General features: G+C 36.3%; 21 protein-coding genes. 18 read left to right on the forward strand and 3 right to left on the reverse strand.

Annotation, left to right across the window (positions count from 1 at the left end):
• Window positions 1-34: 34 nt before the first annotated feature.
• The 4 genes from rpmF to IV88_RS03925 all read left to right on the forward strand — a co-directional run bounded on the left by rpmF (window position 35) and on the right by IV88_RS03925 (window position 4,078).
• Window positions 35-217, forward strand: a complete 183-nt coding sequence (gene rpmF / locus IV88_RS03910) for a 50S ribosomal protein L32 (protein WP_057798979.1) — start codon at window positions 35-37, stop codon at window positions 215-217.
• Window positions 218-365: 148 nt separating this feature from the next.
• Entirely contained in the window at window positions 366-1,784 is a 1,419-nt protein-coding gene (gene gndA, locus IV88_RS03915) for an NADP-dependent phosphogluconate dehydrogenase (RefSeq protein ID WP_057798982.1), read from the forward strand.
• 122 nt (window positions 1,785-1,906) lie between these two features.
• Window positions 1,907-2,593, forward strand: coding sequence for a response regulator transcription factor (locus tag IV88_RS03920; protein ID WP_057798984.1), 687 nt, complete (start codon window positions 1,907-1,909; stop codon window positions 2,591-2,593).
• A 3-nt stretch (window positions 2,594-2,596) separates the two neighbouring features.
• Window positions 2,597-4,078, forward strand: a complete 1,482-nt coding sequence (locus IV88_RS03925) for a HAMP domain-containing histidine kinase (RefSeq protein ID WP_057798986.1) — start codon at window positions 2,597-2,599, stop codon at window positions 4,076-4,078.
• Between the two features lie 41 nt (window positions 4,079-4,119).
• On the opposite strand, the gene yidC is transcribed toward IV88_RS03925, so the two are convergent.
• Together yidC and IV88_RS03935 are read right to left on the reverse strand one after the other, a co-directional pair.
• A complete protein-coding gene (gene yidC, locus IV88_RS03930; RefSeq protein ID WP_057798988.1) occupies window positions 4,120-5,124 on the reverse strand; it encodes a membrane protein insertase YidC in 1,005 nt (334 codons plus the stop codon).
• A gap of 73 nt (window positions 5,125-5,197) precedes the next feature.
• Window positions 5,198-5,470 (reverse strand): acylphosphatase, encoded by a 273-nt coding sequence (locus IV88_RS03935; RefSeq protein ID WP_057798990.1) that lies wholly within the window; start codon window positions 5,468-5,470, stop codon window positions 5,198-5,200.
• A gap of 86 nt (window positions 5,471-5,556) precedes the next feature.
• Here IV88_RS03935 and IV88_RS03940 point away from each other — a divergent pair, with 86 nt between their 5' ends.
• From IV88_RS03940 to greA, 8 genes are all read left to right on the forward strand, one after another.
• Complete coding sequence (locus IV88_RS03940) at window positions 5,557-6,318, forward strand: TrmH family RNA methyltransferase (protein WP_057798992.1); 762 nt, start codon at window positions 5,557-5,559, stop codon at window positions 6,316-6,318.
• Window positions 6,319-6,417: 99 nt separating this feature from the next.
• Window positions 6,418-6,906 (forward strand): HD domain-containing protein, encoded by a 489-nt coding sequence (locus IV88_RS03945; RefSeq protein WP_057798994.1) that lies wholly within the window; start codon window positions 6,418-6,420, stop codon window positions 6,904-6,906.
• Window positions 6,907-6,944: 38 nt separating this feature from the next.
• Window positions 6,945-7,274 (forward strand): winged helix-turn-helix transcriptional regulator, encoded by a 330-nt coding sequence (locus IV88_RS03950; RefSeq protein WP_057798996.1) that lies wholly within the window; start codon window positions 6,945-6,947, stop codon window positions 7,272-7,274.
• 443 nt (window positions 7,275-7,717) lie between these two features.
• Window positions 7,718-8,764 (forward strand): phenylalanine--tRNA ligase subunit alpha, encoded by a 1,047-nt coding sequence (gene pheS / locus IV88_RS03955; RefSeq protein WP_057798998.1) that lies wholly within the window; start codon window positions 7,718-7,720, stop codon window positions 8,762-8,764.
• 3 nt (window positions 8,765-8,767) lie between these two features.
• The gene (gene pheT, locus IV88_RS03960) at window positions 8,768-11,200 is read left to right on the forward strand and encodes a phenylalanine--tRNA ligase subunit beta (protein ID WP_057799000.1); all 2,433 of its coding nucleotides are present in this window, start codon (window positions 8,768-8,770) and stop codon (window positions 11,198-11,200) included.
• Window positions 11,201-11,287: 87 nt separating this feature from the next.
• Window positions 11,288-12,451, forward strand: coding sequence for an endolytic transglycosylase MltG (gene mltG, locus IV88_RS03965; protein ID WP_236698599.1), 1,164 nt, complete (start codon window positions 11,288-11,290; stop codon window positions 12,449-12,451).
• Between the two features lie 15 nt (window positions 12,452-12,466).
• Complete coding sequence (udk, locus tag IV88_RS03970; protein ID WP_057799005.1) at window positions 12,467-13,126, forward strand: uridine kinase; 660 nt, start codon at window positions 12,467-12,469, stop codon at window positions 13,124-13,126.
• A gap of 11 nt (window positions 13,127-13,137) precedes the next feature.
• Window positions 13,138-13,614, forward strand: coding sequence for a transcription elongation factor GreA (gene greA, locus IV88_RS03975; RefSeq protein WP_057799007.1), 477 nt, complete (start codon window positions 13,138-13,140; stop codon window positions 13,612-13,614).
• Between the two features lie 47 nt (window positions 13,615-13,661).
• On the opposite strand, the gene IV88_RS03980 is transcribed toward greA, so the two are convergent.
• On the reverse strand, window positions 13,662-16,250 hold the full coding sequence (locus IV88_RS03980) for a YfhO family protein (protein ID WP_057799009.1): 2,589 nt from the start codon (window positions 16,248-16,250) through the stop codon (window positions 13,662-13,664).
• A 126-nt stretch (window positions 16,251-16,376) separates the two neighbouring features.
• Between IV88_RS03980 and IV88_RS03985 the strand changes: the two genes are divergently transcribed.
• From IV88_RS03985 to IV88_RS04010, 6 genes are all read left to right on the forward strand, one after another.
• Window positions 16,377-18,467 carry a peptidoglycan D,D-transpeptidase FtsI family protein gene (locus IV88_RS03985; protein ID WP_057799011.1) on the forward strand — a complete coding sequence of 697 codons (2,091 nt, stop codon included), beginning with the start codon at window positions 16,377-16,379 and terminating at the stop codon, window positions 18,465-18,467.
• A gap of 90 nt (window positions 18,468-18,557) precedes the next feature.
• Window positions 18,558-18,707, forward strand: a complete 150-nt coding sequence (gene rpmG, locus IV88_RS03990; RefSeq protein WP_057799013.1) for a 50S ribosomal protein L33 — start codon at window positions 18,558-18,560, stop codon at window positions 18,705-18,707.
• A gap of 69 nt (window positions 18,708-18,776) precedes the next feature.
• Window positions 18,777-19,343, forward strand: a complete 567-nt coding sequence (locus tag IV88_RS03995; RefSeq protein ID WP_057799015.1) for a 5-formyltetrahydrofolate cyclo-ligase — start codon at window positions 18,777-18,779, stop codon at window positions 19,341-19,343.
• A complete protein-coding gene (locus IV88_RS04000) occupies window positions 19,333-19,998 on the forward strand; it encodes a rhomboid family intramembrane serine protease (RefSeq protein WP_057799018.1) in 666 nt (221 codons plus the stop codon). Before IV88_RS03995 ends, IV88_RS04000 begins: the two co-directional genes overlap by 11 nt.
• A gap of 47 nt (window positions 19,999-20,045) precedes the next feature.
• Complete coding sequence (locus IV88_RS04005) at window positions 20,046-20,267, forward strand: YqgQ family protein (RefSeq protein WP_057799020.1); 222 nt, start codon at window positions 20,046-20,048, stop codon at window positions 20,265-20,267.
• 16 nt (window positions 20,268-20,283) lie between these two features.
• The gene (locus IV88_RS04010; RefSeq protein WP_057799022.1) at window positions 20,284-21,246 is read left to right on the forward strand and encodes an ROK family glucokinase; all 963 of its coding nucleotides are present in this window, start codon (window positions 20,284-20,286) and stop codon (window positions 21,244-21,246) included.
• Window positions 21,247-21,262 lie beyond the last annotated feature (16 nt).

A 21,262-nucleotide genomic window follows, 5' to 3' on the forward strand; every position in this document is an offset into this window, starting at 1 on the left:
GAAACCGTAATTCTCTTAAAGGAGGTGCTCATTGATGGCAGTACCAGCAAGAAGAACATCAAAGGCGCGTAAACGTAATCGTCGTGGACACATTAAACTAACAACTCCAAGTTTGGCACCATGTCCAAACTGTGGTGAATTACGAGTTTCACATCGTGTTTGCCCAAGTTGTGGTTACTATAACGGCAAACAAGTAGTTGACGTTAAAGCAAACTAATCTAGGATTAGTTTTCAAAAAGATCGAAGGAGCCATGGTCCTTTGGTCTTTTTTTGTTGCTTTTTGGACAATATTGTAACCTTAACGCTTTAATATATTAGGTTATTTTGATAGAATTAGTTGGACTTAAAATACAGGAGGAATTCTAATGAACAAACCACAAATTGGTGTTGTCGGAATGGCTGTAATGGGAAAGAACCTCGCTTTGAATATGGAGAGCAGAGGTTATACCGTTGCAATTTATAACCGTACAGCAGCTAAAACTGAAAAAGTTATGAAAGATCATGCTGAAAAGAATCTTGTTCCAGCATACACAATTGAAGACTTTGTAAAATCTCTTGAAACACCACGTCGTATTATGATGATGGTTCAAGCCGGAAAAGCAACTGATGCAGTTATTGCTGAATTACTTCCATTCCTTGATAAGGGTGACGTTTTAATTGACGGTGGAAATACATTCTTCGAAGACACAATGCGTCGTAATAAAGAATTAGACGATTCAGGTATTAACTTTATTGGTACTGGTGTATCTGGTGGTGAACTTGGTGCATTACAAGGACCTTCAATGATGCCTGGTGGTCAAAAAGAAGCTTATGACCTTGTTGCACCAATCTTTGAAAAAATTGCTGCTAAGGCTAAAGATGGTGCTCCATGTGTTACTTATATTGGCCCTAATGGTGCTGGCCATTATGTTAAGATGGTTCATAACGGAATTGAATATGGTGACGAACAATTAATTGATGAAAGTTATGATCTTCTTCGTAAGATGGTTGGTTTATCAGTTGATGAAATTGCTGAAATCTTCGGTGAATGGAACAAGGGCGAACTTGATAGCTACTTGATTGACATTACTGCTGATATTCTTACTCGTAAAGATGATCTAGGTTCTGACAAGCCAATTGTTGACCTAATTATGGATAAGGGTGGAAACAAGGGAACTGGTAAGTGGAGCTCACAAAATGCTCTAGAACTCGGTATTCCACAATCATTAATTACAGAATCAGTTTACGCTCGTTATATTTCTGTTTTGAAGGACGAACGTGTCGCTGCAAGTAAAGTATTACCTGCACCGGCTGGTAACGTTGACTTCGATAAGAAAGAAATCGTTGAAAAGATTCGTGAAGCACTCTACTTCAGTAAGATCATGAGTTATGCTCAAGGATTCGAACAGATGAAGGTTGCTTCAGAACATTACGACTGGGACTTGAACTTTGGCGAGATTGCTAAAATTTGGCGTGCTGGATGTATCATTCGTGCCCGTTTCCTACAAAATATCACAGATGCCTTTGATAAGGATGCTAACCTAAGCAACTTGTTGATGGACGACTACTTTAAAGATATTGCTGCTAAGTATCAAGAAGCAGTTCGTGATGTTGTTGCTTTAGCTGTTAAAGCTGGTGTTCCAGTGCCTGCATTCTCAGCAGCTGTTGCTTACTTTGACTCATATCGTTCAGAAGTACTTCCAGCTAACTTGCTTCAAGCACAACGTGATTACTTTGGTGCTCATACTTATGAACGAGTTGACCGCGAAGGTACATTCCATTATTCATGGTATGAAGAACAATAAAAATTTACTCATAATAAGAAGAGTCCAAAAGGGCTCTTTTTTTGTACTCTAGGCAAATTAAATATTTAATGTTAGAATTTAACAATGTGAGTATTAAAATTTTTTAATTATGGAGCGTAAAAATGAGTCGAATATTGATTATTGAAGACGAAAAAAGCCTATCTCGATTTGTTGAACTTGAATTGCAACATGAAGGTTACGATGTTGAGGTTCAATACAATGGTCGTACAGGATTAGAAGCTGCTTTAAATGAAGATTTTGACGGTATCTTATTAGATTTAATGTTACCTGAAATTAACGGAATTGAAGTTTGCCGTAGAATTAGACGTGAAAAAATTACGCCAATTATTATGATGACTGCCCGTGACTCTGTTATTGATCGTGTCTCAGGATTAGATCATGGAGCAGATGACTATATTGTGAAGCCATTTGCGATTGAAGAATTACTAGCACGTCTTCGCGCCGTACTTCGGCGAGTTGATTTGGAAACAGAAGATTCTGAATTTCATCAAACAAAGGTTGAATTTCAAGATATTGTGATTGAAAAAGAAAATCGTGTAGTTCGTCGTAATGATGAAGTAATCAACTTAACTAAGCGTGAGTATGAATTATTATTATTATTGATGGAAAACGTTAATGTGGTTCAATCACGTGAAACTTTGCTTAATAAAGTTTGGGGTGTAGATGACGGAGTTGAAACTAACGTTGTTGATGTTTATATTCGTTATCTAAGAAATAAAATTGACGTTGATGGCCGACCAAGTTATATCCAGACTGTTCGTGGTACTGGATACGTTATGAGGACATAATCAATGGAAAATGAAGAAAGACTTCTGAAAACACCACGAAGAATTTCTTTAAAATGGAAATGGGCGATGGGAACTGGAGTAGGAGTGCTTCTAATCTTTGGCCTGTTTTCTTTTTTTATTTTTCGTGTAATTGCTAACTCAGCATATAGCCAAGAACACAGCCGGGTTGAATCAACTATGAATTTGGTATCTAGTCGTTTACAAGGTATTCAGAAAATTGATCAAAAATCAGTCCAAATTTTACGACCAGATCACGGTGTTAGTAAATCACCTTCTGATAGTATTGGACCTTATAGTAATAGTTTGATTGCTAGTTTATCTCGTCAAGATATCATTGTTTCAGTTTATGATATGCAGGGGAGCACCTTGTTTTCATCTAAACAACCCAAGGTGGATTTTGTTTTTCCATCTACTCGAAATATTCGAATGGAACGAGTGAACCATAATAACTATTTAGTTGGTCGGACAGCGCTTTTTGACCGTAATGGTAAGAAAATCGGCTTTGTGCAAGTTGTAGATACCATGAGAGAGTACTCGAGCACTTATCATCGTTTGATCTGGGTATTCGGATTATCCACGCTGTTAATTCTTTTAATTATTTCAATCTTTGGTTATGCACTAGCGGCTTATCTATTACGACCAATTAACTTAGTTCACGATACGATGGTTGAATTAGGAAATGATCCTCAAACCGACGCTCGAATCCCAAAACTTAACCAAAATGATGAATTATCTGATTTAGCCGATGAATTCAATAACATGATTGATCGGATGCAACGTTATATTGATCAGCAGCGTCAATTCGTTGAAGATGTTTCTCATGAATTACGGACTCCAGTTGCTGTAATTGAGGGACACTTAAAGATGCTAAATCGTTGGGGAAAAGATGATCCTCAGATTCTAGCAGAGTCAATTGAATCTTCGTTAGAGGAAACACAGCGAATGAAAAGTTTGGTTTCTGAAATGTTAGATTTAACACGTGCTGATCAAATTGAAATAAACTATGCAAATGAAACAACTGATGTTGTGAAATTATTTACGCAGGTTTTCAATGATTTTAAAATGATTCACCCAGATTTCACCTTTAACTTGGATAACGATATTGAAGGAAATCCAATCGTTCAGATTTATCGTAATCATTTGGAACAAGTTTTGATTATTCTACTGGACAACGCGGTTAAGTATTCAGTTGATCGCAAGGAAATTCATTTATCGGCTTCTAGTACATCACAAGCAGTTGAATTTGCGGTGCAGGACTTTGGAGAAGGAATTTCAGAGGAAAGTGCTAAACAAGTCTTTAATCGCTTCTATAGAGTTGATAAAGCCCGTAGTAGGGACAAGGGTGGTAATGGATTAGGCCTTTCGATTGCTCAACGCTTGATTGAGGAATATGGTGGAACTATTTCGCTTGAGAGTTCTGTAGGACATGGCTCGATTTTCCGAATTCAGTTACCAATTATGAAACATGTTAAAAAAGATCAATAGGTCAAAAAAGCCATTCAGAAAATTTTCTGAATNAATTGTTATTAGTCTTTGTGGTGTCTTTGTTTACCAGCATTTCGTCGATGATCATTTGATGTATTATCATGATTTGACGGATTTGATTCTACTGGCTTGCTATCTGTTTCTGGAGCATTTTCAGTTGGTTCGTCAGATGTAGTTTCTACATCATTTAAATCAACTGGTCCTGTTGGTTCAACAATCTTAGGTGGATTCTTTTTCATTTCGGCTTGAATACTTGCTTTAATCCGTGGACGATAGAAATTAATAATTAAAGTTTGGATACAAGCAAAGATACCACCAACGAAGAAGTAAAGGCCAAGACCACCAGGAGCACTAAAGGTGAAGAAGAAAATCATCAATGGACTAACAATCATCATTGATTGCATGGTTTTCTTTTGTGCTTCAGGAATGCCGATTGTACCTAACCAACCTTGAAGTAAGTACATTGCAAATGATAAAGCTGCCAAAATCAAACTAGTTTTAGAAGTTGCTAGATTGATTATTCCTAAGAATAGGTGGCTGTTTACATTTGTGTGTAATTCAGGTGAATACTGAATAGCTGCATATAAAGCAGCAAAGACAGGTAACTGAATCAAAATTGGAAGACAACCAATTCCACCGGTCATGCTAACCCCGTTATCCTTGTACAAGGCCATCATTTCTTGACTAACCGCGTTCTTTTCTTCAGGAGAAGAGGCATTCTTATTTCGATCTTGTAATACCTTCATCTGTGGTTGAATAAACGCCATTTTTTCTTGTTGGATAGTTGCTTTTCTTGATTGATTAATCATAAGAGGCAACAAAATGAGTCGTACAATAAATGTTACTAAGATGATTGCCCAACCATAACCATCTCGACCACCGATGAATTGCGCTAAAGCATTCATTACGTGTTGAGTTGGAACAGCAAGGGTATCGTAAATAATTCCGTACGGTTTACCAGACTTTGTTCGTTGGACACATCCTGAAAGGAAAAGAGCCAAACTTGAAATTAAAGTTATGGTTGAAACCTGTTTAAGTTTTTTCATTAATATAAGTCCCTTCATAAAACAGAAATACAACCAAAACTATACTTGATTAGTAGCATATTTTCAACCGTAATCAGTATTTAACTATAAAACCTTTTTGTGAAAAATTAGGTATTTCAGAAACGGATAATCTTGTGACTTTTCCGGATGGAGAGGGTGAAGATCGAATTTTTTGAACAAATTGATCTAACACTGCATCTTCAGCCTGTGCTTCAATTTCCACAGAGCCGTCCATAGAATTTCTAACCCAACCAGTAACTTTTAATTGGTCAGCAACCATTTTTGTCATATATCGAAATCCGACGCCTTGAACACGTCCAATCGCTCTTAAATGAACAGATTTCATAATTAATCACCTCATTTAGTATATTAACATGGATTACCCTTTGATATGTTATAATCAACACTGATATAAAGGAGTTTTGAACAACTATGGAAAAAATTACATCGATAAAAAATAGTAAAATTAAAGACTGGGTTAAATTACGAACAACACATGGTCGTAAAAAATTTGGTCAATATCTTTTAGAAGGACGTCATCCAGTTCAAGAGGCACTTCAAGCAAGCATCGATTACGATTACATCGTTATTAATGAAGAATATGCTGAAGAAGACTGGTTAACAGACATTGATTCAGATAAATTGATTGTTATAGACGATGCTGTTACAAACCATTTGAGTGATACCGTTCATAGTCAAGGAATCTTTTTGATTGGATTAATTGATCAAAATCAAAATACAATTCCTAAAGATTTGGACGGTAAATGGTTGGGATTAGATAACGTTCAAGATCCAGGAAATATTGGAACGATGATTAGAACGGCTGATGCTGCTGGCTATGCGGGTGTTGTATTAGGAGCTGGAACTGCAGATATCTATAATCCAAAAATTCTAAGATCTATGCAAGGTAGTCAATTTCATATTCAAATCGTTCGAACGAATCTTTTAGATTGGATTCAAGAGAGTAAGGTTCAACATCACGAGACTTATGGCTCATTGTTAGACCAAGATGCAATTGATTATCAGGATGCTATAGCTTCGGATGACTTTACAGTTATTGTTGGTAATGAAGGTAATGGAATGACTCCTGAAATTGCTCAAGCAACAACTAAGAATTTATATATTCCTATTAAAGGTCAGGCTGAATCTTTAAATGTTGCAATTGCTGCCGGAGTTTTGATGTTCACTCTGTAACGAATATATTACGAATTGGTATCAATAGTTAATAATCTTTGATTTTGTTTTGTACAGCTTGTATCATGTGTGTACTTAAAGAAAAAGAGGAGTCTTTGGATGAGCTTAACTGATTGGAAAAATGATCGTGAGTATATTAGTCTTGTTTCGGATTTATTAAACACTAAAGAGGTTCAAAAACTAAACAACTACACCCAACATCACAATGGAACACGTTTAGAACATTCTATTGATGTTTCCTATGAAAGTTATCGAATTGCAAAAAGGCTGCATCTGGACTATAAGTCAGTTGCACGAGCAGGTTTGCTTCATGATTTGTTCTACTATGATTGGCGTACAACTAAATTTGAATTAGGCACACACGCTTATATTCATCCCCGTGTTGCACTTCGCAATGCTGAGAAGATCACAACGTTGTCACCAAAAGAAAAAGATATTATTTTAAAACATATGTGGGGCGCAACTATTGCGTTTCCTAAGTACGCTGAAAGTACGATTGTTTCAGTGGTAGATGATGTACAGGCTGTTCAAGAATATTTTGGACATCTCAGAAAGAAGTTCCAAGTAAAGTTAGCTAAATTTAATTAATATTGTAATTAACGGATTAAAACAAGAGGTGGATTGTTATGCAATCAATGGAAACAACACAAGAAGATTTTTCTCTTTGTCCAAAGTTTGAAAAGACTTTTGAAATTTTAGGACAGAAGTGGAATGGTTTGATTTTAGAAGTGCTTTTAAATGAAGGCCCCCAACGATTCAAGAACTTAGCTCACAGTGTTAATAAATGCAGTGATCGAGTTTTGGTTGAACGTTTAAAGAATCTCGAAAAAGAAGGACTTGTTGAACGTAAGACCTACAAAGACTCAGCTTTGATTGAATATCAACTTACTGAACGTGGTGAAGCATTACGTCCAGTTATGGAAACCGTGCACGAGTTTGCGGATTGCTGGTACTAATTTGAGAGAGGTAAATAAGACGTTTTGGTTCTGAGCATAACATAGAAACCCAGATGATTCGTACTTGGAATCGTTTGGGTTTCGTAGTTAGGCGGAAGAATCAGTCTTATTTACCCGATTTAGACTGTTAGCGTTGAAAAATGTGAAGATTGAAGTAAGTGGTATCTTCACTAATTTGACGTTAAAGCCTATATTAGGTAAGATGTTGAAGTAAGAACGAAGAGTAGTAGTTGGTTTGGCGTTTTACAGGGATGCATTCTATTGATTGAGAAGAGTGTGATAACGTTGCAACGAATTCGCTTTGTATAAATGATAAAAAAATTGGGTTGACCGCCCGTATGTGGTTACCGAGTGTGCTTAACAGCAAACAAGGGTGGTACCGCGTTTAAAACGTCCCTTTTATTTTAAAGGGCGTTTTTTATTTTGGAAAGGTGGAAGTTAGTATGAGTTTAGAAGATCAATTACGAGATCTTGAACAAAAAAGCTTGAAAGACATCAAAGAAACTGTTGATTTGTCTAAATTGAATGAAGTTCGAGTTAATCTATTGGGTAAAAAAGGCCCAATTACTGAAGTATTACGTGGAATGCGTGAGTTAAGTAAGGAAGAACGACCAAAAGTTGGTTCCTTTGCCAATGAAGTTCGCGATAATTTAACCGAAACAATTGAGAAACGTCGCTCAGAGCTAGAACAAGCTCATTTGGAACGAAAACTCAAACGAGAAAGTATTGATGTTACATTACCTGGTAAACCAGTTGCTCAAGGAAATCCACATGTTATTCAACAGATTATTGATAACATTGAAGATTTATTCTTAGGTATGGGATACCAAGTTGTGGAAGGCCCTGAAGTTGAAACCGATCGCTATAACTTTGAAATGATGAACTTACCTAAAGATCATCCCGCTCGCGATATGCAAGATACTTTCTATATTACAGACGAAATCTTGATGCGTTCACAAACTTCACCCGTTCAAGCCCGTACAATGGAGAAACATGATTTTTCAAAAGGTCCTCTAAAGATGATTTCACCAGGTGTTGTATATCGTCGTGATACCGATGATGCTACTCATTCACATCAATTCCATCAGATCGAAGGACTTGTGATTGATAAGCATATTACCATGGGTGATTTGAAGGGAACTTTGGAAACTCTTGCTCAAGAGCTCTTTGGCGATCGATTTGAAGTTCGTTTACGTCCAAGTTACTTCCCATTTACTGAACCATCAGTTGAAGCAGATGTGACGTGTTTTAATTGTATGGGTGAGGGATGTAAAGTATGTAAATATACCGGCTGGATTGAAGTTTTAGGTGCCGGAATGGTACATCCTAATGTATTGAAAATGGCTGGTGTAGATCCTGAAGTTTATGGCGGATTTGCCTTTGGACTCGGACCTGATCGATTTGCAATGCTTAGATACGGAGTTGATGACATTCGTAATTTCTATTTGAACGATGTTAGATTCCTTTCACAATTCAATAAGCGAGGTTAAACAATGAAGTTATCATACGAATGGTTATCAGAATATTTAGATTTAAACATTGAGCCTAAGGATTTAGCAGAAAAAATTGAACGAACAGCTGTTGAAGTGGATTCTGTTAAACGATTAGACTACAAATTGAAAAAAATTGTAGTGGGTCACACTTTAGAAGTTGAAATGCACCCAGATTCAGATCATTTACACATTGTTCAAGTTGATGTTGGTGAAGAAGAACCCATCCAAATCGTATGTGGTGCACCTAACATTGCCGCAGATCAAGATGTAATCGTTGCAATGCACGGTTCTCGAATTAAAGACAACGTTAAAATTAAACGTAGTAAGATGCGTGGTGTTCCTTCAAACGGAATGATTTGTGCTCTACAAGAAATTGGTTTTGATGATGCTGTTGTTCCTAAGGATTATGTTGATGGGATCTATGTTTTCCCAGCTGATAGTGGTGTAGAACCTGGCGACTCAGTCATGGAAGCACTTGGCATGGATGACGATGTGATTGATACAGATATCACACCAAATCGTGGTGACATGTTTAGTATGAATGGAAATGCTACTGAGATTGGTGCCATCTTGAATGAAGATGTGACATTTGAATCAATCGTTCCATCTGATTCAGATCAATCAGATCAAGATAGTAACGAACAGATCAGTGTGAAAGTCAGTGATCCTGTATTTGCACCAGTCTATAAAATGAAGGTTATTAATAACTTAACTGTGGAAGATAGTCCATTTTGGTTACAAAAACGTCTTATGAAGGCTGGAATTCGACCAATTAACAATTTAGTGGATGTTACAAACTACATTATGCTTAAGTATGGTCAACCTTTACATGCGTTTGATTACGATCAATTACCAGAAAAAACTATTACTGTTGATAAGGCTGGCGAAAATGTTAAGTTTACAACCTTAGATGGTGAAGAACGCGATCTTCGTGCAGATGATTTGTTAATTAAATCTGGTGATGTTCCTGTTGCACTTGCCGGTGTGATGGGAGGAATGGATTCAGAAATTAGTGATGGAACTAAGACGGTGGCACTTGAAGCTGCTATCTTTGATCCAATCTTAGTCCGTAAAACAGCTCGTTACCATGTTTTACACAGTGAAGCCGCAACACGTTTTGAACGTGGAATTGATTTTTCTTCTATTGATAATGCTTTAGATGAAGCTGCTACAATGATGGCTCAACTTGGTAATGGTCAAATTTCTCAAAACACGGTTGTGGGAAATGAAGTTATTCCAGAAGAAAAACAAATCAAAATTAGTTTAGTGCGTATTAATAAAGTATTGGGCACTGAATTAAGTGCTGATGAAGTTGGAGACATCTTTGATCGTCTTGGATTTGAATACGATTTGGATGAAGTAAATGGTAACTTTAACGTTGTAGCACCACTTCGTCGCTGGGATATTTCTATCGAAGCTGATTTATTAGAAGAGATTGCTCGAATTTATGGATATGATAATTTGCCATCTACATTACCAGTGGGACCAACAACAATTGGCAGTCTAACTGATACACAAAAGATTATTCGTGATTCAAGAACAACCCTAGAGGGTCTTGGATTGAACCAAGCCATGAGCTATGGCTTGACGACAATTGATAAAGCTCGTCATTTTATTATGGCAGACGGCGAAACTGTTAAGGTTGATTGGCCAATGACTAAAGACCATGAAGCCTTAAGAATGAGTTTGATTTCAGGATTACTTGATGACATTGCTTATAATGAAGCACGTTCGGTTGATAACATTGCTCTATATGAACAAGGACGCGTATTTAAAAAAGCTGGTGATAATGTTCAACCAACTGAAATTGAACATATTGCTGGAGCAATTACTGGTTCACTTATTGATAGTAGTTGGATTAACAAGGATGAAAAAGTAGATTTCTACCAAATGAAGGGTGTAGTAGATCAATATCTTCAAAACCTTAATTTGAATGGTGCTGTTCAATACCGTGCAACAGATCAATATCCAGAAATGCATCCAGGACGCACTGCTAACATCTTTATTGATGATCAATACATCGGTTTTGTGGGACAAGTTCATCCTGAGACGCAAAAAGCATATAAGATTTCTGAAACATATGTTTTTGAGCTTAACTTGTCGACACTTATCGCTCAACCTAAAGTACGTCAACATTACGAAATGATTTCTAAGTTCCCAAGTATTTCTCGTGATATGGCATTACTGGTGGATGAAGATGTTACAAATCAAAACATTTTAGATGTAATTAATAGTTCAAAACAAAAATTCCTTGTAAATATCAACTTGTTTGATGTGTACAATGGCAGTCACTTGCCATCAGGTAAGAAATCATTGGGTTATCAACTAACTTATCAAGATTCTAAAGCAACCTTGCAAGAAGAAGTTGTTAATCAAGAATTTGAATCACTAGTCGAACAACTAAAAACTGAATTAGGTGTAACCATTAGGTGATGTTTAAAATTCTGTTACGATAATGCAGGATTGGTAAATGTTTTGTATAATAGCCTAGATGTGTAATTACGTATGGAGGAATTTAGCGTGAATAACGACGATAATAATATGAGTCGAAGCCGTTCAAGAATGAATGCGCCTCGTCCTCAAAATAGTCCTAGTATTATAAAATGGGTTATTGGTATTCTAATTGCGGTTGTTGCTGTAACAGTTTTCCTTGGTTATAGATATTTCAACTCTGCGATGCAACCAATGAATCCTAACAGTAATCAACAAATTGAAGTTAATGTTCCAATCGGAGCAGCTCCTAGACAAGTGGGTTCTATCTTACAAGATAAAAAAGTTGTTAAGAGTGGTTCAGTTTTTAATTATTATGCTAAGTCACATAATTTGAACAACTTCCAGGCTGGGTATTATGTTTTGAAGCCTTCGATGACCTTAAACCAAGTCGCAACTCGCTTACAAAAGGGTGGCGCCGCTCAACCTATTTTGGTTAACGGTCCTAAGATTTTGATTCGTGAAGGTGAAATGATCGACCAAATTTCAGATTCCATTGATAAGGGTGGTCATTTTAAGAAAGGCGAATTCAAAGATTTGATGAAGGATCAATCCTTTATTAGTAGTCTTGCTAAGAAGTATCCTGATTTACTTGGCTCAGCAATGAAAGCTAAGGACGTTAGATACCGACTTGAAGGATATCTATTCCCAGCTGTTTATCCAATTCAAAAAGATTCAAGTCTAAAGGATTTGGTTACACAAATGGTTGGTAAAGAGGATGCAATTCTTAAACCTTACTATTCTAAACTTAAGAGCAATAACTTAACCGTACAAGAAGCATTAAGTATTGCATCATTAGTTGAAATGGAAGGTAGCAAAGAACAAGATCGTGCCAAAATTGCCGGGGTATTCTTAAACCGAATCGATAAGGGCGAAACTTTAGGTTCGGATGTTTCTACTAGATATGCTGTTAAAAAATCTGCTACTCAATTGTTGAGTCAATCAGATTTGAAGAGTACTAGTCCATACAATACCCGTGTTAACCCAGGATTCCCACCAGGGCCTGTTGATAATCCAGGTGAAGGATCAGTGATGGCGATTGTCAATGCGGATCGTGGAGACGGCAATATGTTCTTCTTTGCTGTTACTAAGAAGGTTCCAGGATCTAAATACAATGTTGGTGATGTCTTATTCTACAAGGATATTAATTCATTTAACGAAGCTGTTAGCAAGTATAATCCAGAAGGTAAATAACGAGGATATTTATAAATGAGCACAACACATAATCCCATTATTATCGGAGTAACCGGTGGTTCAGGTAGCGGAAAAACTACTGTAAGTAAAAAGATCTATGATCAGTTGTCTGGGCACTCTATCTCTGTTATTCAACAGGATTCTTATTATAAGAATCAAGCTGAAATGACAATGGAGGAACGTGCAGCAGTCAATTATGATCATCCACTTGCTTTTGACACTGATTTATTAGTGGAACATCTGATGGAAATAAAGCAGAATCAATCAATTGAAATTCCGGTGTATGATTATCAGGAGTCAACCAGAAGCGCAGAAACTGTATTACAAGAGCCACGCGATGTGATTATTTTAGAAGGCGTTTTGATTCTAGATGATGAGCGTATTCGTGATATGTTAGATATCAAAGTTTACGTTGATACGGACGATGATATTAGAATTATTCGTCGAATCCGTCGTGATATGGAACAACGCGGTAGAACATTAGATTCAATCATTACTCAGTATCTAACGACTGTGAAGCCTATGTATCATCAGTTTATCGAACCAACGAAACGTTACGCTGATATCATAGTTCCAGAAGGTGGACAAAATACAGTTGCAATTGATTTATTAGTAACTAAAGTGAGAGACATTCTTTCTGAGGATGGTCGCGACACACATTATAATAAATACTAAGAGGTGAAAGAATGGCTGAAGAAAAAACTTTTCCTATGACTGAAGAAGGAAAAAACAAGTTAGAAGAAGAACTTGAAGAATTAAAAACAAAAACTCGTCCAGAAGTTATTGAACGAATTAAGATTGCTCGTAGTTTTGGTGATTTATCTGAAAACTCAGAATATGAATCAGCTAAAGATGAACAAAGTATGGTGGAAAGTCGTATTAGTACGATTGAAAACATGCTTCACAATGCTGAAATCATCAACAATAACGATGTTGATAAAGATGAAGTATCTCTTGGCAAGACAGTTGAGTTTAAAGAACTTCCTGATGAAGAACCAGAAGAATATACTATCGTTGGTGCAGCTGAAGCTGATCCAATGGCCGGAAAGATCTCTAATGATTCTCCAATCGCTAAAGCCTTGCTAGGCAAACGAAAAGGTGACGAAGTTTCAATTGCAACTCCTGCTGGAGCAATGCAAGTTAAGATTTTATCTGTTAAATAATACAAAAAATCCAATTCACATTATTGTGAATTGGATTTTTTTGTTGCCTATCTTTTATAAATTAAGATTGTGATCAAAAGCGTGAGAACAGAAATTACAATTCCGATTATTAGATAGGGCGGAATGTAGATCAATTTCAAATGATGTGTTCCTGGATTAAGCTTAGCACCTAAGAAATAACGACCGCTTTTGATTGAGGTAACTTGATGTCCATTATCAAATACTTTCCAACCATCGGAATAAGGAATTGATGTAAATAGATTAGGTTGATCTTTAGTTGTTTTAAGTGTGCCAACAATATTAATCGACGAGTGATGCCGAATTTTTAAAGTATGCTGTTTTAATTTGCTAATTGTTTGTTTAAAGCTTGAAATGTGCAACTCATTAAAACTTAAATCGTTTAATAACAAAGAACTCTTCTTGAGGTTAAAGGTTATCTTAACCGGTTTAGATTTACTATTGCTAGCAATCGCCATTGTAATTGTTTTTCTGAATTCTGCATTTTCAGTGAAATGATGGCCGTTAACAATGATATCAACATTCTTATGCGATAAACCGGTTCCTAATGTCATATACGTTGGGTTCTTGGTTGTTGGTGTAAAAGTCACATCAACAGAAGCAGGTTTACCTAAATCTTGCTTAGTCAAAAAAGCATCATTTAGTTTTTGAGGCATATTTACATTATGATAAACAATTTTAAAGTACTTAACGTATGTGAATAATGGATCTTTCGGATCTCCGGATAAAGCTTTATTTAATAAATCGGTTTGGTAATCGATCGGTTTAAAAGTTGTAATATGATTTATTCGATTACTGGAAGCCCAACCTAGTCCGAGTGCATAGGGATTCTGATAAGTATTGGCGAAGTTAGTTCCTGAAATCTTAGAATAGTATTGAAGGTCCTGTCGGACGCTAGCAGTTGGTAATGGGTTTCCGATTGATTGACCATTATTAATACTCCAATATTTAAAGTTCAGCAGAGCATCTGTAACGAGTGATCCATTAATATACGAAGCATTTCCGGAACTTACCGGTTGTCCGAGGGTTCCAAGTGCATTAATCTGATTTGTTTCAAGTGACGAACTAAAATGAGAGCCACCATTATAGTTGGCTTGCATTGGATCATCTTTAGTTCTGAGATATGAAGTTCCAATGCGATAGAATCCGCTAGAATCAATATTTTTGATTGAATTGATATTAGTAGTCAATGCATCTGAATAATTAGAAAACTCAGATTGAGTAACATAAGCAATTTTGTTTAATGATAGGAAAAGGTTAGTTCCCACATCAATAAAAACAAAAGACATAATAATTAAAGCAACCGGCCAAGTTTTGGTTTGGCTATTGTTAAAAGTTGAAATAAATACCAAGGTGGTTAAGATAAATACACCAGAGATAACGATTTGATTTATTGATAGATAGTCACCATTTTTTCTGAGTGCAATTAAGCTTGTACCAATTACTAAAATAAAAGTTAGTACCGTAATTAGTGAGCTAATCCAAATCTTGGGTGAACCAACCTCCAAATTTTTGCATGCAATCAAAATCATCCAAAAAATAAAAATGAAACTAAAGCGGTAAGGATACCACCAGGGGAATTGCATTGCATGCCAAACTAAATCTAATGGAGCAAAGCAAAGTGAGATGATCAGAAACAATGTAACTAAGGCAGTCTTAAGTCTGGTTTTTAAATTAATTTTTGTATTGAAGAAGTAAGTAATAAAACTAATTAAAAAGAAACTTGCAATATAGATGTTGGGCAAACCATCGGACATTTGATGGAAACTAAAGGCACCAGTTATGAGCTTGGTTAACATATTCAGTGGAAAGTATTCAAACGACCATTTTAGGGTTGTTTCAGTATAATTAGCCTTGCTCTGTAATAACGTCCATAATGTTGGCATCCATAACCAAGCACTTAATCCGATAATACTTACCCAGCTAATTAAAAATGCTTTGATACTTTTTTGAAAGTTTTCTTTAGTTACATACCATAAGAAAAAGATTAAACTAAAAATTGCAATCATAAAAGCCATGTAATAGTTAACGATAAGCATGACAGTCATTGAAATGATAAAGAATCTTTTGATATGCTTATCAACCAGCCAGATTAATGAAAGTATTATCAGTGGAAGAATAATCGGGGCATCTAGCCACAAAAGATTAAGTTGATTAGCAATTGCAAAACCAGATAAACTATATGCTACAGATGCACTGAGCATAATTAAATTATTTAATTTGAATAACTTAGTTAGCATCCAGTAGAAAGAAAGACTTGCTAAACTATATTTAAGAAGAGTTACCAGCATAATTCCAGCAGTAATTGTACCGCGTGGAAATAATAGTAAAACTAAGTTCAAGGGACTCATCAGATAATATGACCATGTACTAGTCATTTCACCGCCGAGGCCTTTAGAGAACGAATACCAGATACTCAGAGGGTCATGTAGAATTGCGTGTCTAAAATAAGCAAAGAATTCTACATATTGCTGTCCCATATCTACAGTTAATAAACTGGAATTGCCAAATGGAAACATTTGACGTGAAAAAAAGTAAAGAATTAATATTAAAAATGGTACAAAAAAACTACCAAATAAAAAAAGTTTTTTAGATTTTGAATGGTTATTTTCTGGCATTATGAGGCCTCCAACTATGTATTAATAGCATATCATAAGATGCGGTAAAAACCGTTTCTTTACATAGTAAGAAGTGCTTTTTTTTGGTATGATTAACAAAGTGATTATTAAGGAGCTTCGACGACTATGAAGAGAGAAAAGTACAATCAACAACGTAAGTCTGAGCTACCCTTTCGATTAAACTTGATATTTTTCATTGTATTTGCACTCCTATTGCTTCTGGTGGGGCAATTAGGTTATCTACAGGTATTGTATGGATCAAAGTTTCAGGCAGAGGTAGACCGAACAGACAATACGATTGAGACTGGTAATGTTCAACGAGGAATGATTTATGATTCAACTGGTCGTGTACTGGTAGGAAATGACTCTCACCAAGCCATTCTGTATACAAAAGGTGTCGGAACACTATCATCTGACGTATATAAAACTGCCAATACATTAGGTGAGTATTTAAATGTTGGAGATACAAATTTAACTGATACTAATATTGCTCAATATTTGTTAGCTAATCCAACTACTTTAAAGAAATACATGGCTAAGATTTCAAATAAGAGTGAGCTAGGACCAAAAGCTCAATTTAATAAAGCAGTAGATCTTGTTAAAAAAGACAACGTTAAGTTAACAAGTAGTCAAAAAAATGCGGCACGAATTTATACACTAATGGATGGTGCCTATCAATTATCAACTATTTATATTAAAGAAAGTGATGTTACAGGACGTGAACTTTCTGAAATTGGTGAACATCTATCGGAGATGCCAGGTGTTAAGGTTGGAACGAGTTGGACACGTAGTTATCCTGAAGGAAATGGCGTAAAGTCTTTGACCGGAACGGTTTCTAGTTCTAAGTCCGGACTTCCTAGTGATCAAGTTAATACTTTGCTTGCTCAAGGTTATGCTCGAAATGACAGTGTCGGTCAAAGCTATTTAGAACAACAATATGAACCAATTTTAAGAGGTTCTAAATCTCAGACACAGGTAGAACTAAATTCCAGCAATCAAATTACTAAGCGAGTTGAAAAGTACGCTGGTAAAAAGGGTGATAACTTAGTTCTAACTATCAACGCTAAGTTTCAAGACAAAGTTCAACAGATTATGCATGATACGGTTCAAAGTGCTGGTGGTGAGTCAACGGGTGGTTATGCGGTCGTTATGAACCCCAAAACAGGAGCCATTTATGCAATGGCAGGTGTCGACCGTTCACCTAGTGATGGTAAAATAACAACTAATGCTTTAGGTACGATTAATGAACCGATTGTTATGGGATCAGTTGTGAAGGGTGCTATGGTCTCGGGTGCGTTAATGGATGGGGTTATTACTCCTGAAAATAATGTTTTGACCGATGAACCAATTAAGCTTGCTGGAACTGGATCAAAAGGTTCATGGTTTAATCATGATGGTAATGCCAATATGGCTGTTGATGCACCAACAGCCTTACAAGTTTCATCTAACTCTTACATGATGCAGTTAGCTATGAAAGAGGGCGGATTCACTTATGCTTCTGGTAAGGGATTGGCTGGGATGAACCCAATGGTTTTCAATAAGATGCGTGGTTACTTTGAACAGTTTGGTTTAGGAACTAAGACTGGTATTGATATACCAGGTGAGTCTTCAGGATTTAAGGGACCAACAGGTTTTGCTAATATTGGTAAAGCATTGGATCTTTCATTTGGTAACTACGATGCCTATACAACAATTCAAGTTGCTCAATACATGTCAACTATTGCCAATGGTGGTTACCGTGTTGCTCCAAGAATTGTTGGACAAATTCGTGGTTCTCAAAGTGATGGTCAGTTGGGAGCAGTTGAAAACACAACGACACCTAACGTATTAAACTACGTCAAGGAAAGCGCTGCTCAACGTGCAGTCGTAAAGCAAGGATTATATGATGTTGTTCATGGTAACAATAAGTATAAGACCGGTGGACCGCTTGCTGGTATTTCTCCAGGAATTTCGGCTAAGACTGGTACAGCACAAACAACAACTAATGGACATTCTACGGTTACATTATCATTAGCCTCATTTGCTCCATCAAATGACCCCGACGTTGTTGTAGCCCTCGCTTTGCCAGGATTAGGATTAGATGCTGAAGATAACAATATGGATGCAGCTAAAGAGATTTATAAAGCCTATTGGAAGCTTGTTCAAGACAAGTCAACTTTAAAGAATCCAACTAAGGCAACTTCAACTAGTGCGGCTCAAAATTTAAATAGTCGGTAATCAACACTAGTCAATTAGTCATAAACGTGGTAACATATTATCGTTAACGATTTTAGAGATTATATATGAAACATATTGGAGGTCATTTCAATGCGCGTGCACATTACATTAGAATGTACAGAATGTCATAATCGACAATACCTATCAAGCAAGAACAAGCGTAACAATCCAGATCGCTTGGAATTGAATAAGTATTGCCCACGTGATCGTAAAGTTACTTTACATCGCGAAACAAAATAACTCAAAAATAGCCGGGACAAAACTTAGTTTTGTCTCGGATTTTTGTTTACTTTTAGGTGTGATATCCATATGAATAAGAAAGATTTTCGAGTTAAACAGATTAGTGCGCTTAAAGAATTCTCGACTGATAATCGTAAAATGGAGTCTAAACAAATCTTAGATTCGTTATTTCAGTCAGAATCTTGGAAAAGTGCTCAAACAGTTGCAACAACACTGAGTGATGACTTGGAATTTGATACCAAACCGGTCATTCAACAAGCTCAGTTAGAGAATAAAACTATTGTTGTGCCACGTACAACAATCGCCGGTCGTAAAATGTTTTTTAATGCGTTAACTGCGAATACACGATTAGAACGAACAAAGTTTGGCATATTAGAGCCAGTAGGTGAAGATACAGTTGAACCTGAGCAAATCGATCTAATTGTGGTTCCAGGATTGGGATTTGAGACTAAAACAGGTTTTAGAGTGGGCTTTGGTGCTGGTTATTATGATCGCTATCTGGCTGATTATAATGGCAAAACTGTTGGATTAGCTCTTACGCCACAATTGCTAGAGAAACCTGAATGGCCGGTTGATGGATTTGATATCGACTTAGAACAAATCATTTCTAAAGATGGTGTGGTTTATGAAAAATAGAATTAATGAACTACAAAGCCAACCTTATGTAACGGTTGGTTTAGTTTTAATTAACGTGATTGTTTTTGTATTAATGTTTTTCAGTGGTGGTAGTTCTAATATTAATGTTCTAATTAACTTTGGTGGGTTAATACCGGCAGTAGTTAAAAGTGGTAGTGGCTATGACACCTTGATTACCTCATTATTTCTTCATAGTGGAATTGAACATATTACTTTAAATATGGTGATGTTGTACTTTATTGGAAGAATTTTGGAAAGAGTAATTGGTCATTTTAAATTTTTTATCATTTACATGCTTTCTGGTATTTTTGGTAATTTGATTAGTATTCAATTGTCTAATCCAAATACAGTTTCGATTGGAGCCAGTGGAGCCATTTTTGGAATTATTGGGATTTGGTTGATGCTAGCTGAACAGTATCCTAATCAACCACTATTTCGTGGAATGGGACAACAAATGTTACTATTCATCGGGCTAGGTTTGGTTGGAAGCTTTTTTGGAACAGGAATTGATATATTCGCTCATATTGGAGGCCTAATTGGGGGATTCCTATTAAGCTACGCAATAGGTTTTCCGAAGTTTGGAAAGGTTTCAAATTGGAAGCGAATTACTAGTGTTTTAGTATTAATAATAATTAGCGGATGGACGTTAATTTAGCGTTTACATCTAGCATATATTCTGGGATAATTGACTGAGATGATGTTATGAGAACACTTTATGATGTGCAGCAACTTTTAAAAAAATTTGGGATTTTCGTTTATGTTGGAAAACGTAAATGGGATATTGATTTGATGCGAATTGAATTACAGAATTTACATAAAGCAGGAGTCGTTCCAGATGACCAGTATATGAAGGCCATCTTGGTATTGCGCCGGGAATATCATATTGAAGAGCTTCGAGAGAAACATCCAAATAAAAACATTTAATGGAGGAATTAGTAACATGGAACGTAAGTTAATTGGTGTCGATTTAGGTGGAACAACAATCAAGTTTGCTATTTTAACCGAAAATGGTGATGTACAACAAAAATGGAGTGTTGAAACAAACATTCTTGATGAAGGATCACATATCGTACCAGACATTGTTGATTCAATTAATCATCACTTAGACCTTTATAAGATGGACAAAGATCAATTTGTTGGTATTGGAATGGGAACTCCCGGAACAGTTGATCGTGATAAAGGAACTGTTATTGGTGCCTTTAACTTAAACTGGAAGAAAACACAAAACGTTAAAGATGAAATCGAAAAAGGTACAGGTATCAAGTTTGCGTTAGATAACGATGCTAACGTTGCTGGATTAGGTGAACGCTGGAAGGGTGCTGGAGAAAACGGAAACGATGTTTCTTTTGTAACTCTTGGTACAGGTATCGGTGGTGGACTTATCGCCGGTGGTGAATTACTTCATGGTGTTGCTGGGGCAGCTGGTGAAATTGGTCACGTTACGGTTGAACCAGATGGCTACTTATGTACATGTGGTAAACGTGGATGTCTAGAACAATACGCTAGTGCAACTGGTGTTGTTCACGTTGCTCGTGATATGGCAGAAGAATTCTCTGGCGAATCAGAATTAAAGACACAAACAGATGATGGACAAGATATTACTTCTAAGCTTGTATTCGATCTTGCTAAAAATGGTGATGTATTAGCATTGCGTGTTGTTGACCGTGTTTCACACTTACTTGGATTAGCATTAGGTAACCTAGCTAATACTTTGAACCCAGAAAGCATTGTTATCGGTGGTGGAGTTTCAGCTGCTGGTGATTTCTTGTTAGACCGTGTTAACAAGTACTATCAACAATATGCCTTCTCTACAGTTCGTTCTTCAACACAATTAAAATTAGCACGCTTAGGTAATGATGCCGGAGTTATTGGTGCAGCATCACTAGCCCTCGTATTTGCATAATAAATAATATTAAATC

Origin of the sequence: Pediococcus argentinicus (genome assembly GCF_001437605.1) — a bacterium.
Classification (GTDB): domain Bacteria; phylum Bacillota; class Bacilli; order Lactobacillales; family Lactobacillaceae; genus Pediococcus; species Pediococcus argentinicus.

What these genes read in the sequence shown, in the direction of transcription:
- greA (WP_057799007.1), top strand. Translation starts at nt 13,138, where the DNA reads ATGGCTGAAGAAAAAACTTTTCCTATGACTGAAGAAGGAAAAAACAAG.
- IV88_RS03985 (WP_057799011.1), top strand. Translation starts at nt 16,377, where the DNA reads ATGAAGAGAGAAAAGTACAATCAACAACGTAAGTCTGAGCTACCCTTT.
- udk (WP_057799005.1), top strand. Translation starts at nt 12,467, where the DNA reads ATGAGCACAACACATAATCCCATTATTATCGGAGTAACCGGTGGTTCA.
- yidC (WP_057798988.1), bottom strand. Translation starts at nt 5,124, where the DNA reads ATGAAAAAACTTAAACAGGTTTCAACCATAACTTTAATTTCAAGTTTG.
- IV88_RS03940 (WP_057798992.1), top strand. Translation starts at nt 5,557, where the DNA reads ATGGAAAAAATTACATCGATAAAAAATAGTAAAATTAAAGACTGGGTT.
- IV88_RS04000 (WP_057799018.1), top strand. Translation starts at nt 19,333, where the DNA reads ATGAAAAATAGAATTAATGAACTACAAAGCCAACCTTATGTAACGGTT.
- gndA (WP_057798982.1), top strand. Translation starts at nt 366, where the DNA reads ATGAACAAACCACAAATTGGTGTTGTCGGAATGGCTGTAATGGGAAAG.
- IV88_RS03925 (WP_057798986.1), top strand. Translation starts at nt 2,597, where the DNA reads ATGGAAAATGAAGAAAGACTTCTGAAAACACCACGAAGAATTTCTTTA.
- IV88_RS04005 (WP_057799020.1), top strand. Translation starts at nt 20,046, where the DNA reads ATGAGAACACTTTATGATGTGCAGCAACTTTTAAAAAAATTTGGGATT.
- IV88_RS04010 (WP_057799022.1), top strand. Translation starts at nt 20,284, where the DNA reads ATGGAACGTAAGTTAATTGGTGTCGATTTAGGTGGAACAACAATCAAG.
- IV88_RS03935 (WP_057798990.1), bottom strand. Translation starts at nt 5,470, where the DNA reads ATGAAATCTGTTCATTTAAGAGCGATTGGACGTGTTCAAGGCGTCGGA.
- IV88_RS03945 (WP_057798994.1), top strand. Translation starts at nt 6,418, where the DNA reads ATGAGCTTAACTGATTGGAAAAATGATCGTGAGTATATTAGTCTTGTT.
- pheS (WP_057798998.1), top strand. Translation starts at nt 7,718, where the DNA reads ATGAGTTTAGAAGATCAATTACGAGATCTTGAACAAAAAAGCTTGAAA.
- rpmF (WP_057798979.1), top strand. Translation starts at nt 35, where the DNA reads ATGGCAGTACCAGCAAGAAGAACATCAAAGGCGCGTAAACGTAATCGT.
- rpmG (WP_057799013.1), top strand. Translation starts at nt 18,558, where the DNA reads ATGCGCGTGCACATTACATTAGAATGTACAGAATGTCATAATCGACAA.
- pheT (WP_057799000.1), top strand. Translation starts at nt 8,768, where the DNA reads ATGAAGTTATCATACGAATGGTTATCAGAATATTTAGATTTAAACATT.
- IV88_RS03995 (WP_057799015.1), top strand. Translation starts at nt 18,777, where the DNA reads ATGAATAAGAAAGATTTTCGAGTTAAACAGATTAGTGCGCTTAAAGAA.
- IV88_RS03920 (WP_057798984.1), top strand. Translation starts at nt 1,907, where the DNA reads ATGAGTCGAATATTGATTATTGAAGACGAAAAAAGCCTATCTCGATTT.
- IV88_RS03980 (WP_057799009.1), bottom strand. Translation starts at nt 16,250, where the DNA reads ATGCCAGAAAATAACCATTCAAAATCTAAAAAACTTTTTTTATTTGGT.
- IV88_RS03950 (WP_057798996.1), top strand. Translation starts at nt 6,945, where the DNA reads ATGCAATCAATGGAAACAACACAAGAAGATTTTTCTCTTTGTCCAAAG.